The sequence below is a fragment of the Taklimakanibacter albus genome, assembly GCF_016595235.1.
Classification (GTDB): domain Bacteria; phylum Pseudomonadota; class Alphaproteobacteria; order Rhizobiales; family Aestuariivirgaceae; genus Taklimakanibacter; species Taklimakanibacter albus.
In genome coordinates this window covers 260,944-276,041 of the sequence record NZ_JAENHL010000007.1, presented here as the reverse complement: position 1 = coordinate 276,041, position 15,098 = coordinate 260,944, and the positions used below count along the sequence as shown (strand labels likewise).

Sequence of the window (15,098 nt, the reverse complement as noted above, 5' to 3'; positions counted from 1 at the left end):
TATTTAGGGAGGACGCGATCCGTGAAGATCGCCGCCATCGAGGCCCGGATCGTCAATGCCGACATGCGCAACTGGGTATTCGTCAAAGTGGTGACGGATCAGCCCGGGCTGTTCGGCTGGGGTGAGGCGACGCTCGAATGGAAGACGCAGGCCGTCGTCGGTGCGATCAACGATCTGGCGCCGCTGCTCATCGGCCGCGATCCGCGCGACATCGAGCAGGCGGTCAGGGTGATGAAGAAGCACTCCTTCTGGCGGCTCGGCGTCATCGGCATGAGTGCCGTGTCCGGCATCGAGATCGCGCTGTGGGACATTCTCGGCAAATCCCTCAACGTACCGGTCTGGCGCCTGCTCGGCGGCAAGGTCAGGGACAAAGTGCGTGTCTATACGCATCTGGGCCTCGGCGACATGAAGGCCGTCTATGAAACGCTCGACGAGGACCCGCTGGTCGAGCGCGCGCTGGAGGTCGTCGCCAAAGGCTATCGCGCGCTGAAGGCGGTGTTCATTCCCTATACGCATTATCACGCGCCCTTGCCCGATGTGGCGAAGGTCAGCCGGCTGATGGAGGCGCTACGCGGCGCCGTCGGCCCCGATATCGAGATCATGGTCGACTTCCATGGCCGGCCCGCCGGCGCCAGTGCGGCGCTGGCTTATATCGATGCGCTGGCGCCGTTCCGGCCGATGTTCGTCGAAGAGCCGCTGCCACCCGGCGAGACGGGCGCCCTGCGTGAGCTCGCCGCCAAGACGAAGGTCCCACTTGCCACCGGTGAAAGGCTCATCGACCGGGCGGAATTCCATGACGTCCTCGCGGCGTCGGCAATCAGCATTCTGCAGCCCGACATCTGCCATTGCGGCGGCTTGAGCGAGGCGAAGAAGATCGCGGCGATGGCGGAAGCCGTGTCGGTTGGCGTGGCGCCGCACAATCCCTTAGGCCCAATTGCCGGCGCGGCGGCGCTGCATTTCGCGGTCTCGACGCCCAATCACGTCATCCAGGAAGAGATGGTGGGCGCGGTGCCCTGGTATTTCGATGTGGTGCAGGGGCCGATCGAAATGAAGGACGGCTTCTGGCGCGTGCCCGAGGCGCCGGGGCTCGGCATCACCGTCGATGAGACCGAATGCGCGCGCCACCCTTATGCGCCCGAAATTCTGCATACGCTGAACGCCGTGCTCGATGACGGCACGATCGTGGACTGGTGATCATGGCCGTTGCGAAGAAAGCAATCCCGCTCAAGCGGACCAAGCCGATCGGCGGCAAGATGCTCGAAGCGGTCGTCTCGGCGCTCGGGGCCGACATATTGGGCGGACGTTTCATTCCGGGCGAGGTGCTGCCGCGCGAGGACGTGCTGATGGGCAGTCTCGGTGTCAGCCGCACGACCTTGCGCGAGGCGATCAAGGTTCTGTGCGCCAAAGGTCTGCTCGAGACGCGCCAGCGCATCGGCGTCAGGGTCAAGCCGCGGCACGACTGGAACCTGCTCGACCCGGCGGTTCTGAGCTGGCATCCCGATATCAGCAAGGAGCATGACCTGATCGCCGGGCTGCTGGAAGTGCGCCGTATCATCGAGCCGGCGGCAGCCGAGCTCGCGGCACAGCGCGCGACCGCGGCGGATCTCGCCCGTATCGAAGAAGCCTTCCACCGCATGGAGACGGCAAGTCCGAACGATCTCCAGGCCGAGACCGAAGCGGATCTCGCCTTCCACAGCGGCATCATCGCGGCGAGCGGCAATGTGGTGCTGCAGCGGATCGGTAGCACCATCGAAGCGGCACTCGGCGCGGCATTGCTCATCACCAACACGGTCACCGACGCGCCGGACGAGGCCCTCGCCGCGCATCGCCACATCATGGAACGCATCCGTTTCCGCGACGCCGCCGGCGCGCGCGCCGGCATGCATCAGATGCTCGACATCGCGGCGCGGGACCTGACCCATGCCGATGACTATGTGCCGAAGGCCACGGCGCGGACAAAGCGCAAGCCGGACGACAAGAGGTAGGTCATGGCGCAGCTCCTTGCCCGCATCTCGCCGATCTGGTTCGCCGTCATTCTCTTCTATGTGCTGGCCGGCATCGTATCACCGGCGATGCTCAGCACCGGCCAGGCCCTCAATGTGCTGCAGGTGGCGGCCCTTCTCGGCCTCGTCGCCACCGGGCAGGTGATCGCCCTCCTGGTCGGCGGCATCGATCTGTCGGTCGGCGGCGTCGTCACGCTCACCAATATCGTCGCCACCAGCATCATGCTGGGGCAGGATTCATCCATCCCGCTGGCGATCGCCGTCTGCCTTCTGCTCGGCATCCTGGTCGGTGCGCTCAACGGCTTCATGGTGGCGGTGCTCAAAGTGGCGCCGCTGATCACCACGCTCGCCATGAACTCCATCCTGTTCGGCGCGGCGCTGGTCTATACCGGCGGTGCCACACGCGGCACGGCGGCGCCCGCCTTCAAGATCATCGGGCAGGGCGCTGTGCTGGGCATTCCGCTCAGCGCCGTCGCCTGGCTCGCCGTGGCGATCGCGGTCGCGGTCATCCTTCGGCGCACGATCTTCGGGCGCTGGATCTATGCGGTCGGCGCCAATAGCGAAGCCGCCGCCTTGATGGGCGTGCCGGTCAAACGCACGCTGATCGGCGCCTATGTCATGTGCTCGGTCATGGCCGTCCTCGGCGGACTTCTCATCACATCCTATATCGGCAATCCGAGCCTCGGCATCGGCGAGCAATTCCTGCTCAACTCCGTCGCCGCGGTCGTGGTCGGCGGCGCCGCCCTGACGGGCGGCGTCGGCAGCGCCGTCGCCACCATCGGCGGCGCCTTGTTCATGACCGTTCTCGTCAGCTTCACCAACATCGCGCGGGTATCGACCGGCACGCAATACATCGTGCAGGGCGCGCTCATCATTCTCAGCGTGATGGTCTACCGGGCGCTCGCGGAGAAGCGCCGGATCACTTGAGTGCCTGACTACATAAACGTCAAAATGGGAGGTAACAGCATATGAATATGAAGCAACTGAACCGGCGACAGGCTCTCCTCATGGGAGGCGCCGCGCTGGCCGGCGGCCTCGGCGCGTTGCCGGCTTTCGCCGATGTGGCGTCCGAAGCCACGATCGAGGCGTCGAGCGAGATCGCCAAGGGCGTGGCCAAAAAGAAGCCGTTCCGCATTGGCTTCTCCAACGGTTTCTCCGGCAATTCCTGGCGGACCGAGTCGCTCGCCTCGATGCGCAAGGAAGCCGAGAAGCTGAAGGACGTGGTGGGCGAGCTCATCATCGTCGACGGTCAGGGCGACATCGCCAAGCAGGTCAACGACATCGAGGATCTGATCGTGCAGAATGTCGATGCGATCATGTGCATCCCCAATTCCGGCACCGCGGTGGCGCCGGTGCTGCGCAAGGCGACGCGCGCCGGCATCCTCACCATGCCGTTCAACCTGCCGGTCGAAGGCGGCAACTATTCCGCCTATGTCGGTGTCGATCCGGTGAGCAAGGGCAAGCTCATCAGCGAGTTCTTCAACACCGAGCTCAAAGGCAAAGGCAAGATCGTGGCGCTGGGCGGGCTGCCCGGCAATTCCTACACGGCCGCGATCTGGGAGGCGACGCAGAAGGGGCTGAGCAAGGATATCGAGATCCTCGCCTTCAAGGATGCCAATTGGGAAGAGGACCGCGCCAAGATCGTCATGGCCGACCTCATCGCGGCGCATCCTGAGATCGACGGCGTGTGGTGCGATGGCGGCCAGGTGGCGACCGGCGCGATGAAGGCGCTGCTCGCGGCGAACCGGCCCTTGGTGCCGGTCACCGGTGATGACTATAACGGCATTCTGAAGCTCTATGACGCCGAGAAGGCCAAGCATCCGAGCTTCAAGATCCTGATGGTGTCGGAGCCGACCTGGCAGAGCGTCGTGGCGCTGCGCGAGACGGTCAAGCTCGTCTCGGGACAGGACGTCCCGAAATATCAGCTGATCGGGGCGCGCACCATCACCGGCGACAATTATGAGAAGTTCATCAAGCGCGATCTGCCGGACGGCGTCTGCGTCGACACCGATCTCAGCGACGAAGAGCTGAAGAAGATCTTCAGCTGATCATAACATCGATCGTCAAGCGCACCCCGCCCATTCCAGGCGGGGTGCCGGACTTCCCATGCCCAAGGCAGAAGACATGTCAGCAGACGAGCTCGCCCTTCATAAGATCGAGAAGAGCTTCGGCGGCGTAAAGGCGCTGAAGGGCGTCTCCTTCTTCTGTCGCAAGGGAGAAGTGCATTGCCTTCTCGGCGAAAACGGCGCCGGCAAGTCGACGCTGATGCGCATCCTCGCCGGTGTGATGCGGCCCGATGCCGGGCGCATTACCATCGGCGGCCGGGAGGTGGAGCTGACGTCGCCCCGCGCCGCGCAGGACCTCGGCATCGCCATGGTCTATCAGGACACGCGGCTCGTCCCCGATCTCGATGTCGCGCAGAATGTCTGGCTCGGCCATGAGCCCGGCGGCGTGCTGGTCGACCGGAATCAGATGGAGCGCGCAACACAGGAAATCCTGACGCGACTCGATGCGGTCATTCCCCTGGCGCGCAAGGTGAGCGACCTCAGCGTGGCGGAACGGCAGATCGTCGAGATCGCCCGTGCCCTGACCCGCGACCCGTCGATCCTGATTCTCGACGAGCCGACCTCGGCGCTCGACATGGCGGAGATCGACCGGTTGTTCGCCATCGTCCGCGGTCTGAAGGACCAAGGCAAGACGATCATTTTCATCTCGCACCGGCTGCCGGAGATCTTCGCGATCGCCGACCGGATCACCGTGCTGAAGGACGGCGAGGCCGTCGGCACGGTCGAGCGCAGCCAGACGGACGCCGCGCAACTGGTCCGCATGATGGTCGGGCGCGAGATGACCGTCGCCTATCCGCCGCGCGCGGCGAAGACGGGGCCGGTGCGGCTCGAGGCACGCCAGCTCACGAGTCCCGGCCGGTTTCACGAAGCGAGCTTCACCCTTTCGGCGGGCGAGATCGTCGGCTTCGGCGGCATCCAGGGCAACGGCCAGGCCGATATCGTGCGCGCCATTTTCGGTCTTTCACCGCTCAGCGGCGAGTTGCGCCTCGACGGCGAGAAAGTGGAGCTCACGTCACCGCGCGAGGCCATCGCCAAGGGCGTCGTCTATATTCCCGGTGATCGCCATCGCGAGGGGCTGTTCATGCCCCATTCGATCCGCGAGAATCTCTCGCTGCCGCATCTGAAGTCGCTGGTCACCGCCGGCTTCATCTCTGCTTCCAAGGAGAACCGGCTCGCCCGTGATGCGATCGCGCGTTATGCTGTCAAGACGCCGTCGGCCGAGGCAGGCGTCGCCACGCTGTCGGGCGGCAATCAGCAGAAGGTCGTGCTCGGGCGATGGACCGCGGGCACGCCGCGTGTCTATATTTTCGAAGATCCGACGCGTGGCGTCGACGTCGCGACCAAGCTCGATATCTACCGCCAGATCCGGGGCCTCGCGGAGGAGGGTGCCGCCGTCATCCTCGTCGCCTCCGATCTCATGGAGCTGATCGGGCTCAGCGATCGCATCCTCATTTTCTCGCAAGGACGGATCGTCGACGAAGTAGCGGGAGCGGAAGCAACCGAGGAGCGGATCGTCGGCAGCGCCACGGGAGCCGCCCATGTCGGCGGCGTTCTGACATCCCATGGTGCCGGCGTCGCACGCGCCTCGACAGCCTCGCGACCGGAACGTCCGCTGTTCGACCGCTATGCCAGCAGCTTCGCCCTCGCTTTGCTGACCGTGCTTCTCGCGGTGGTGACGGCTTTCGTCTCGCCTTATTTCCTAACCAGCGCCAATGCGGTCAATCTGGCCAACCAGATCACACCTTTGGCGCTCGTGGCGCTCGGCCAGCTTGCGGTCATCCTGCTGGGCGGCATCGATCTTTCGGTCGGGCCGTTGATCAGCCTCATCACGGCGGTCGTCTCCTTCGTGGCGATCCAGGACAGCGGATTGGCGGTGGCCGAGGCCATCGCGCTCAGCCTGATGGCCGGCCTCGCCGTCGGATTGTTCAATGCCATCTTGATCCTGTGGCTGCGCATTCCCGATCTCATCGCCACGCTGGCGAGCTATTCGATCGTCTTCGGCCTGGCACTCACCTTGCGGCCGAGCCCGGGCGGCATGGTGAGCGACAGCTATCTCGACTTCTTCGAGGCGCATCTGGGACCGGTGCCGGTGGCGGCCCTGCTTGTCCTGGTGCTGGCGATCATCTTCGAGATTCTGCTGCTGCGCGGCCGGCTCGGGCAGAGGCTTTATGGTACCGGCTCGAGCCCGGAAGCGGCGCGGGTCGCGGGGCTGGCGACGGGACTCATCCGGCTCGGCGCCTATTCGTTCTGCGCGGTGATGAGCGCGCTGGCCGGGCTTCTGATCGCGGCGCGTATCGGCAGCGGTGACCCGCAAGCGGGCATGGCGTTCACGCTGACCTCGATCACCGCGGTGGTGGTGGGCGGCGCCAGCGTGTTCGGCGGCCGCGGCACGGCGGTCGGCACCTTGCTTGGCGCCATCGTCGTCGGCCTCATGCAGAACGCGCTCAATCTCATGCAGGTGACCGCCTATTACCAATATATCTGGGCCGGCGCTCTCACGCTTATCGCCGTGGCGAGCCACGCGCTGCAGCGATCACCCCATAAGAAATAGACCCGGAGGAGGAAGCATATGAGCACGCTGCGTTGCGTCGTCGACGCCAAGAACAAGCTGGGCGAGGTTCCGGTATGGGATGTGGCCGAGCAGGCGCTTTATTGGGTCGATATCGAGAACAACCTGCTGCAGCGCCTCGACCAGGCGGGCAAGGTCACGCGCTGGACGATGCCGGAGCGTATCTGCTCCTTCGCTTTGCGCGAACAGGGCGGCCTCGTGGTGGCGCTCGCCTCGACACTGGCCTTCTTCGATCCCGAGACCGGCCATATCGAGCGCCTGCCGCCGCCCGATCACGACATGAAACGCAACCGCCTCAATGACGGCAAATGCGACCGGCGCGGGCGCTTCTGGGTCGGCTCGATGGACGACCAGCTGCGCGAGCGGACCGGCGGCCTGTTCCGGCTCGATCCCGACGGCTCGCTGCATCAGATGGAAGAGGGCATCGGCATTTCCAACAGCCTGGCCTGGAGCCCGGACGACAAGATCTTCTATTTCGCCGATACGATGCAGCGGAAGATCTTTGCTTATGATTTCGACATCGAGACGGGGAATATCAGCAACCGCCGCGTCTTCACCGACATGGCGGATCAGCCCGGCAATCCCGACGGCTCGACCATCGATGTCGAGGGGTATTTGTGGAATGCGCAATGGGACGGCTGGCGGCTGGTGCGCTATGCGCCGGATGGCAGTGTCGAGCGCATCATCGAGACGCCCATCGAGAAGCCGGCGAGCTGCATTTTCGGCGGACCGGATCTGCGCACGCTCTATGTCACTTCCGCCATCTGGGACCTGACGCCGGAGCGCCTCAAGGCGCAGCCTCTGGCGGGCGCTCTCTTCGCCGTCGAGGTCGATGTGCCGGGCCTGCCGGAGCCCCGCTACGCCGGCTGATATCTCACAATCCAATCCGCTTCATTCCAGTCAAGGAGTCACGCATGACCTTCCGTGTGGCGCTCAGCGCCGATTTCCGCAAAAGCGATGGGTCACCGGCCTATCCGATGTTCGACCTCGCGCCCTTGATGACGGAAGGGATCGAGATGTTCTACGCCGCGCCGCGCAACGGCGTCATGCAGGCCGAGGACATGGAAGAGGCCGACGCCCTCATTCTGCTGGCGCCGAAGTTCAACCAGGAGAGCATTCCGGCGAGCGGCCGCCTCAAGATCGTGGCGCGGTTCGGCGTCGGCTATGACACGGTCGATGTCGAGGCCTGCACACGCGCCGGCATCGCGGTGACGATCGCACCCGATGGCGTCAGGCGGCCGGTGGCGGTTTCCGTCATCACTTTCATGCTGGCGCTCGCCGGGCAGCTCAAGATCAAGGACAATCTGACCCGCATGGGCGTCGAGGGCTGGGACCTGCGCAGCAACCATATGGGGGTCGGCCTTACCGGGCGCACGCTCGGCCAGCTCGGCATCGGCAATATCGGCGCCGAAGTGCTGCGGCTCGCCGGCCCGTTCGGCATGCGCTTCCTCGCCCATGATCCCTTCGTCGATCCGGCGTTGGCGCGCGAACTCGGCGTCGAGCTGGTCGACATAGAGACGCTGTTCAAGCAATCCGATTTCCTGTCGGTCAGCGTGCCGCTCAGCGAAAAGACGAAGGGTATGGTCAATGCCCGGCTCCTGGCGCTGATGAAGCCGACCGCCTTCCTGATCAACACGGCGCGCGGACCGATCGTCGACCAGAAGGCGCTTTATGATGTACTGAAGGCGAAGAAGATCGCCGGCGCGGGGCTCGATGTCTTCGAGGTCGAGCCGGCGCCCATAGAGGAGCCCATCCTGCATCTCGACAATGTCATCGTCACCCCGCATTCGATCTGCTTCACCGATGAGTGTTTCACCGGGCTGGGCGATGCCTGTGTGCGCAATGCGCTCGCCGTGAACCAGCGCCGTCTGCCGAATGCGATCATCAACCGGCAAGTGACCGACCATCCGGTCTGGCGCAAGCTCGTAGCGGCGTGAGGGAGATGGTCATGAACAATCCCTTGAAGCGGCGCTTCGCGCAGAAGCAGAAGGCGACCTTGAGCTGGCTTCTCATTCCATCGGCCTTTACCGCCGAGAGCATGGCGCAGACCGGTTTCGACGGTCTCATCGTCGATATGCAACATGGCGTGCAGGATTATCAGTCGATGGTCGCCTGCTTCCAGGCGCTGCATGCGCATCCGGTCGCCCGCCTGGCACGGGTGCCGGCCAATGAGGCCGGCATCATCGGCAAGACGCTCGATGCCGGCGCCCATGGCATCATCTGCCCGATGATCGGCAGCGAGGCGGAGGCCGAGGCGCTGGTCAGGGCCGCGAAATATCCGCCGCGTGGCACGCGCAGCAACGGTCCGGTCAGGGCCGGCCTCTATACTTATGGGCCATCCTCCTATCAGGCGACGGCCAATGACGAGACGCTGGTGATCGCCATGATCGAAACCAAGCAAGGCGTCGACAATATCGACGACATCCTGGCCGTGCCCGGCATCGATTCGATCTATGTCGGACCGACCGATCTCGGCTTCTCGATGGGCTTGCCCCCCATTCTCGATCGCGAGGAGCCGGAAATCCTCGCGATCTATGCGCATCTCCTCAAGCGAAGTGCTGCCGCCGGAGTCGTCGCCGGCATCCATGTGGCCACACCGGCCTATGCGCGCCGCATGCTCGACATGGGCTTCCTGTGGACGTCGATCGGCGCCGATGTCGCTTACATGACGGCGGCGGCGAAGGTCGCGGCAGCTTGCTGACATCGCCAAGCTTTCCGCTATGATGGCCGCCGGACGGCAGGCTTGATTGAGGGAGAGCGATCATGTTGGAGATGCGCCGCGCGGCGACAGCTGTCGTCCTGTCCGTATTCTTTGTCGGGGAAGCCTTTGCCGCCTCGCCGGCGCCGGTCAAGGCCGAGAACGGCATGGTGGTGACGGCGCAGCATCTCGCCTCCAGGATCGGCGTCGACGTGATGAAGCAGGGCGGCAATGCCGTCGATGCGGCGGTCGCGGTCGGTTATGCGCTGGCGGTGGCCTATCCCTCAGCCGGCAATATCGGCGGCGGCGGCTTCATGACCATCCGCTTCAAGGACGGATCCTCGACCTTCCTCGATTTCCGCGAAAGGGCGCCGCTCGCCGCGACCAAGACCATGTATCTCGACAAGGACGGCAAGCCGGTCGAAGGCCTGAGCCTCGACGGTTATCTCGCCGTCGGCGTGCCGGGATCGGTGGCAGGCTTCGAGATGGCGCGCGAGAAATACGGCAGCAAAACGCGCGCCGAGCTGATGGCGCCGGCGGTTAAGCTCGCCAGGGAAGGTTTCGTCCTCAATCAGGGCGATGCCGATATGCTGGCCCGCAACGCCAAGCGGCTGGCCAAGGACAAGGCTGCGGCGCAGATTTTCCTCAAGGCCGATGGCAAGCCTTATGCGATGGGCGAGACGCTGGTGCAGGCCGATCTCGGTGCGGCATTGGCGAGCATCTCCGAGAAGGGGGCGGACGCCTTCTACAAGGGCGACATCGCCGACAAGATCGTCAAAGCGAGCTCAGAGCAGGGCGGCATCCTCGCAAAAGCCGACTTCGAGCTTTATTCGGTGCGCGAGCTGGCGCCCGTCACCTGCTCCTATCGCGGCTATGACATCGTCTCCTCGCCCCCGCCGAGCTCGGGCGGCCTCATCATCTGCGAGATCCTCAATGTGCTGGAGGGCTACCCGATCTCCTATCTGGGCTTCGGGTCGGCCGAGACGGTGCATCTGATGGTGGAAGCGATGCGGTTTGCTTATGTCGACCGCAACTCGGCGCTGGGCGATCCGGCCTTCGTGGAAAATCCGGTGGCGAAGCTGACCGACAAGGCCTACGCGGCCGAGATCCGCAGCAAGATCGACAAATACCACGCCGGCGTCTCCAAGGACCTGATGCCCAAGGGCTTCGGCGAGAGCACCGAGACGACGCATTATTCGATCGTCGACAAGGACGGCAATGCCGTTGCCGTCACCTATACGCTCAACGGCAACTTCGGGGCGGGCGTGGTGGCGCCGGGCACCGGCATCCTGCTCAACAACGAGATGGATGATTTCACCCAGAAGCCCGGCGTGCCCAATCTCTACGGGCTGGTGCAGGGCGAGGCCAATGCCGTCGCGCCCAAGAAGACGCCGCTCTCCTCGATGAGCCCGACCATCGTCTCCAAGGACGGGAAGGTGTTCATGGTGATCGGCAGCCCGGGTGGGTCACGCATCATCACCATCACGCTCGAGGCCATCATCAATGTCATCGATCACGGCATGAATATACGAGAAGCGATCGACGCGCCGCGTGTCCATCATCAGTGGCTGCCCGACACGGTCTATATCGAAGCGAATGGGCTGTCGCCCGACACCCAGAAGATTCTCGCGGGCATGGGCTACAAGCTCGACATGGCGGGGCCTGGCAAAACCTGGGGCCAGGCGGCCGGCATTCTCGTAGGCGGCGCAAGCCTCAGCGAAATCGAGAAAGGCGGCGGCGCGCGTCTCAACGGCGCCATCGACAGCCGGGCGCAAGCGGGCGAGGCGGTGGGCTATTAACGGGCTGAGTGGACTTGCACGACGGCGAAGACGCCTTCGACGACCTTGGCCATCCGCGTATAGTCGAGCCTGTCATAGGTGTCTTCGGCCGCATGATAGTAGGGATTGCGGTAGAAGGCGGTGTCGGTGGTCATCAGCGCCGGGTAACCTTCGGCCCAATAATTGAGATGGTCGGAGAAGTCGACGCCGGGGATCACCGCGAGACTGTTCATGGAGTGGACCGGAAGATCGCCGGCGCTCCGCATCGCGGCCTTCACTTCACGTGTTTCGGACCAATCGCCGAAGCGGCCGATGATGGCGATAAAATCGCCCTTGTCGGGATAGAGGAGAGTCATACCGGGCACAGGATAGGTCTGGCTGTCCGGCGCGTCGCTGAACCAGCCGACCATTTCGAGCGCCAGCATCAGCGAGACCTCGCGGCCGCCGGCCCGCAGTGATTCCGCATGATGGGCGCTGCCCATGGACGGGTATCGGAAATGCGGCGGCTCTTCGTTCGTATAGGCCACGAGCTCGATCGGCCGTTGCGGCGGATGACGGCCGAGAAGGCCCGCCAGTTCGATGAGTCCGGCAACGCCGCTGGCATTGTCATCGGCGCCGGGTGTCGTCTCAAAGGAATCATAATGCGCGCCGATGACGAGGAGCGGGCCTTCCGCCGGTCCGAAACGGGCGATCACATTGCGGTATTTCTCACCGCGGTCCGTGAACCATTGGTCGGCGACGACGGCGCCCGTTGCGGTGAACTCGGTGTGGATGTAGCTGGCCGCCGCCTCGAGATTGGTCAGTTCCTCGACGCTGCGCGGATGCAAGGTCTCGCTCAGCATGCGCACATGCGCCTTCAGGCGTTCGGGCGACACTGCCGGTACTGCGATCACCTTCGTCTGCCGGAACAGTGGCTGGACGGTCAAGCCGATCAGCACAAGCAGTAGGGCTGCGACCGTGAGGGCAAGCTTGAGAAAGAGGCGCATAGGCGTTGTGATTTTGAGACCCGACTTTGGCGCGGAGACATTTCGGGTGGAAGTTGACTTTACTGTGGCGGAGTCCATATGATCGCCGCAACGGTCGAGCAGGCGACCGACGGTCCGCGTAAAGGGTTGAACCCGCCTCCACGCATGATGTGATTCACATCTTCTTTCCGGCCCGTGAGCCGCGGACACCGGGCGCCTCGAAAGAAGGTGTTCTATGACTAAAGCACTCCCCGAACGTCCCGATCTGGCGTGGCTGAAGAAAGCCGCCAAGGAACATCTGGCTGAATTGCGGGTGAAGGATCCCGAAACCAAGCTGCATCAAGCCCAGCTCGCCATCGCGCGCGACTATGGCTTTGCGAGCTGGCGGGCACTCAAGGCGCATGTCGATGTCGAAAGCGCCGACGGCCAGATCATCGCCGCCGTGACGACCGGCAATGCGGTCGAGCTCAAGCGCCTGCTTGCCGACTATCCGGCCAAGATCACGCTCACCGGTGGCCAGTGGCGGATGCCGCTCCTGCATCTCGCGGCGCAAAGCGGGCATCTCGATTGCGTCAACCTGCTGCTCGACCTCGGCTGCGACGTCAATGAGCGCGACAAGTTCGACCGCGCCTGTCCACTCCATTGGGCGGCGGCCGAGGGCCACCTCGCTGTCGTGAAGCGTCTCGTCGCGGTCGGCGGTGATGTCGAGGGGGCCGGGGATGATCACGAGATGAGTGTGATCGGCTGGGCCACCTGCTTCCAGCATATCCAGAGCGAGGTCGCGGACTATCTGCTGGCCAAGGGGGCCGCGCCGACGATCTTCTCAGCCGTCGCCCTCAACCGCGCCGATCCGGTGCGCAAGCTCGTCAAGGCCGATCCTCACCTGCTGAGCCGGCAGATGAGCCGCTTCGAGCATCGCCGCATGCCGCTTCATTTCGCGGTGCTGAAGGAGCGGCCGGACATGGTGGCGCTGCTGCTCGAGCTTGGCGCCGATCCGGGCGCCAAGGACGATCGCGGCAACACGCCCCTCAACTATGTGTCGCCAAAAATGGACAGCAGGATCGCCAAGGCGCTCGTCGCGGCGGGTGCGAGCCCCGCCGAGCAAAGCGACAACCGGTTCGAATCCGCCGTTCCGATCCTCAATGTGAAGGATGTGACGGCTTCCATCGCCTATTATGTGGAGAAGCTCGGCTTTTACAAGGAATGGGATTGGGGCTCGCCGCCCAGTTTCGGCTGCGTCTTCCGTGACTCGATCCGGATTTTCCTGTGCCACGATGCGCAGGGTGCGCGCGGCATGTGGATCTCGATCTTCATCCGGGATGTCGATGCGCTTTATGAGGATTACAAGAAGAGCGGTGCGATCATCCGCCAGGCGCCGGCCAATTTTCCGTGGGGCCTGCGCGAAATGAATGTCGAGGATATCGACGGGCATCGCCTCAGGATCGGCAGCGAGGCGACGGGGCCCGCGGATGGGACGGCGCTGAATGAGGGGGCTTAAGTCCGCCGTCTGATGCGCAGGATATGGGCTTCGATCTCCGACTGAAGGCTGGCGACGTCGCCGGCGACGAGGAGATCGCGCAGGCGGCGGTGCTGTTCGCCCAGCGCCGCCGCGTCCTCAGGCTTGCGCTTCTCCAGCCCGAAGGTGATGAAGACATGGCGGGCGAGCGACTCCCACAGCTTGCCGATGATTTCATTGCCGCTGACCCGGCAGATCTCGCGGTGGAAATCGAGATCGGCCTTGCTGATGGTGATCCAGTCGAGCTGGGCGGCAGCACTTTCCATGCGCGTGATGAGGTGATCGAGGCCTGAGGCGAACGCCGGGTTGGCCTTGTAACGGGGCGCGGCCGCGGTCACGGCGATGCGCTCGAGCGCGATGCGTGCCTCGACGATATGGCCGGTACGTTCCTCGCCGAAGAGAGTGATGCGGCTGCCCTTATGGGGAATGGATTCGACGATGCCTTGCGCCTCGAGGATCTTCAGCGCCTCGCGCAAGGGTACGCGGCTCATGGCGAGTTGCTGCGCGAGCTCCTTTTCGAAGAGCCGCGCGCCGGGCTTGAGCGCGCCCGAATAGATCCCGGTCACGATGACGTCGGCGGCCTGCTCGGCGAGGCTCTGTCGGGCAGGTGCGGGTGAGGATCGCGTATCGGCAGCCAAGGAAGCCCTTGCCTATTCATGCTATTTGTATACAATTAGCACATTAGCATAATAAAATACCAGGGAAATACAGGAAATGTCTGGGATTTTGGTGGGCCGGCGGGCCTATGTGACCGGCGGATCGAGCGGCATCGGGGCGTCCGTGGTGGAAGCCCTGGCCGGCGCCGGCGCCCATGTGGCGATCGGTGCGTCGCGGCATGGAACGCAGGCGCGTGCCATGGCGGTGCGGCTGTCGTCGCCGGAACGGCAAGTGAGTGTGGTCGAAGCCGATCTTCTCGACCGCACGGCACTCGACCGGGCGGCAAGAGAAGTGCTTGCCACGCTCGGCGGCCTCGACATCTTCGTGCATTGCGCGGGCATCGATGTGAGCCGCACCGCCCCCACCCATGAAACCGACGATGACACCTGGGACCGGATGATCGGTCTGCATCTCAATGCCGCCTTCCATCTTTCGAAGCGCCTGCTGCCGGCGCTGGTCAAAGGCACGAAGCCTTCGGTGACTTTCGTCGGATCGGTGGCGGGGCTCGTCGCCTGGGAAGGCGATGTCGCCTACAATGTCGCCAAAGCGGGTCTCCATCATCTCGCCCGCTGCATCGCCGCCGATTATGCCAAGCAGGGACTGCGCGCCAATGCAGTGGCGCCGGGCGTCATTGATACGCCGCTGACGCGCGGTTATGCCTCGGGCATGGAAGGCGGCGAGGCGGCCGGCATGAAGGTGCTGGCCGGGCTGCATCCGATCGGGCGTTACGCGACGCCGGCGGAGGTGGCGAGCGCCGTCCTGTTCCTGGCTTCCGATCAGGCAAGCTTCATCACCGGCACGGTGTTGCCGGTCGATGGCGGCCTGGTCATGGTGTGAGGAGGGCGC

Annotated in this window: 13 protein-coding genes; 11 read left to right on the top strand and 2 right to left on the bottom strand. The window is 64.2% G+C overall.

All coding sequences use genetic code 11. The features are described 5' to 3' along the window. The first annotated feature begins 21 nt into the window (after positions 1-21). The 9 genes from dgoD (at position 22) to ggt (ending at position 11,135) form a co-directional block, all read left to right on the top strand. Positions 22-1,194, top strand: coding sequence for a galactonate dehydratase (gene dgoD, locus JHL16_RS12785; protein ID WP_200185228.1), 1,173 nt, complete (start codon positions 22-24; stop codon positions 1,192-1,194). A 2-nt stretch (positions 1,195-1,196) separates the two neighbouring features. Beyond that, positions 1,197-1,985 (top strand): FadR/GntR family transcriptional regulator, encoded by a 789-nt coding sequence (locus tag JHL16_RS12780; RefSeq protein WP_200185227.1) that lies wholly within the window; start codon positions 1,197-1,199, stop codon positions 1,983-1,985. Between the two features lie 3 nt (positions 1,986-1,988). Continuing rightward, on the top strand, positions 1,989-2,930 hold the full coding sequence (locus JHL16_RS12775) for an ABC transporter permease (RefSeq protein WP_200185226.1): 942 nt from the start codon (positions 1,989-1,991) through the stop codon (positions 2,928-2,930). Between the two features lie 41 nt (positions 2,931-2,971). Next, positions 2,972-4,051 (top strand): ABC transporter substrate-binding protein, encoded by a 1,080-nt coding sequence (locus JHL16_RS12770; RefSeq protein ID WP_200185225.1) that lies wholly within the window; start codon positions 2,972-2,974, stop codon positions 4,049-4,051. Positions 4,052-4,127: 76 nt separating this feature from the next. Next, positions 4,128-6,620, top strand: coding sequence for an ATP-binding cassette domain-containing protein (locus JHL16_RS12765; protein WP_200185224.1), 2,493 nt, complete (start codon positions 4,128-4,130; stop codon positions 6,618-6,620). Between the two features lie 18 nt (positions 6,621-6,638). Beyond that, positions 6,639-7,508 carry an SMP-30/gluconolactonase/LRE family protein gene (locus JHL16_RS12760; protein ID WP_200185223.1) on the top strand — a complete coding sequence of 290 codons (870 nt, stop codon included), beginning with the start codon at positions 6,639-6,641 and terminating at the stop codon, positions 7,506-7,508. A 44-nt stretch (positions 7,509-7,552) separates the two neighbouring features. Next, positions 7,553-8,575 (top strand): NAD(P)-dependent oxidoreductase, encoded by a 1,023-nt coding sequence (locus JHL16_RS12755; RefSeq protein ID WP_200185222.1) that lies wholly within the window; start codon positions 7,553-7,555, stop codon positions 8,573-8,575. A gap of 11 nt (positions 8,576-8,586) precedes the next feature. After that, on the top strand, positions 8,587-9,339 hold the full coding sequence (locus tag JHL16_RS12750; protein WP_200185221.1) for an HpcH/HpaI aldolase family protein: 753 nt from the start codon (positions 8,587-8,589) through the stop codon (positions 9,337-9,339). 62 nt (positions 9,340-9,401) lie between these two features. After that, positions 9,402-11,135 (top strand): gamma-glutamyltransferase, encoded by a 1,734-nt coding sequence (ggt, locus tag JHL16_RS12745; RefSeq protein WP_200185220.1) that lies wholly within the window; start codon positions 9,402-9,404, stop codon positions 11,133-11,135. Here the strand turns inward: ggt and JHL16_RS12740 are convergent. Continuing rightward, on the bottom strand, positions 11,132-12,100 hold the full coding sequence (locus tag JHL16_RS12740; protein ID WP_200185219.1) for a M28 family peptidase: 969 nt from the start codon (positions 12,098-12,100) through the stop codon (positions 11,132-11,134). The genes ggt and JHL16_RS12740 overlap by 4 nt on opposite strands. 214 nt (positions 12,101-12,314) lie before the next feature. Here JHL16_RS12740 and JHL16_RS12735 point away from each other — a divergent pair, with 214 nt between their 5' ends. Then, on the top strand, positions 12,315-13,577 hold the full coding sequence (locus JHL16_RS12735; protein WP_200185218.1) for an ankyrin repeat domain-containing protein: 1,263 nt from the start codon (positions 12,315-12,317) through the stop codon (positions 13,575-13,577). Here the strand turns inward: JHL16_RS12735 and JHL16_RS12730 are convergent. Then, positions 13,574-14,233: a GntR family transcriptional regulator gene (locus JHL16_RS12730; RefSeq protein ID WP_200185217.1), complete on the bottom strand. Its 660-nt coding sequence runs from the start codon at positions 14,231-14,233 to the stop codon at positions 13,574-13,576. The genes JHL16_RS12735 and JHL16_RS12730 overlap by 4 nt on opposite strands. 76 nt (positions 14,234-14,309) lie before the next feature. Between JHL16_RS12730 and JHL16_RS12725 the strand changes: the two genes are divergently transcribed. Continuing rightward, positions 14,310-15,089: an SDR family NAD(P)-dependent oxidoreductase gene (locus tag JHL16_RS12725; RefSeq protein WP_200185216.1), complete on the top strand. Its 780-nt coding sequence runs from the start codon at positions 14,310-14,312 to the stop codon at positions 15,087-15,089. Positions 15,090-15,098: the final 9 nt, after the last annotated feature.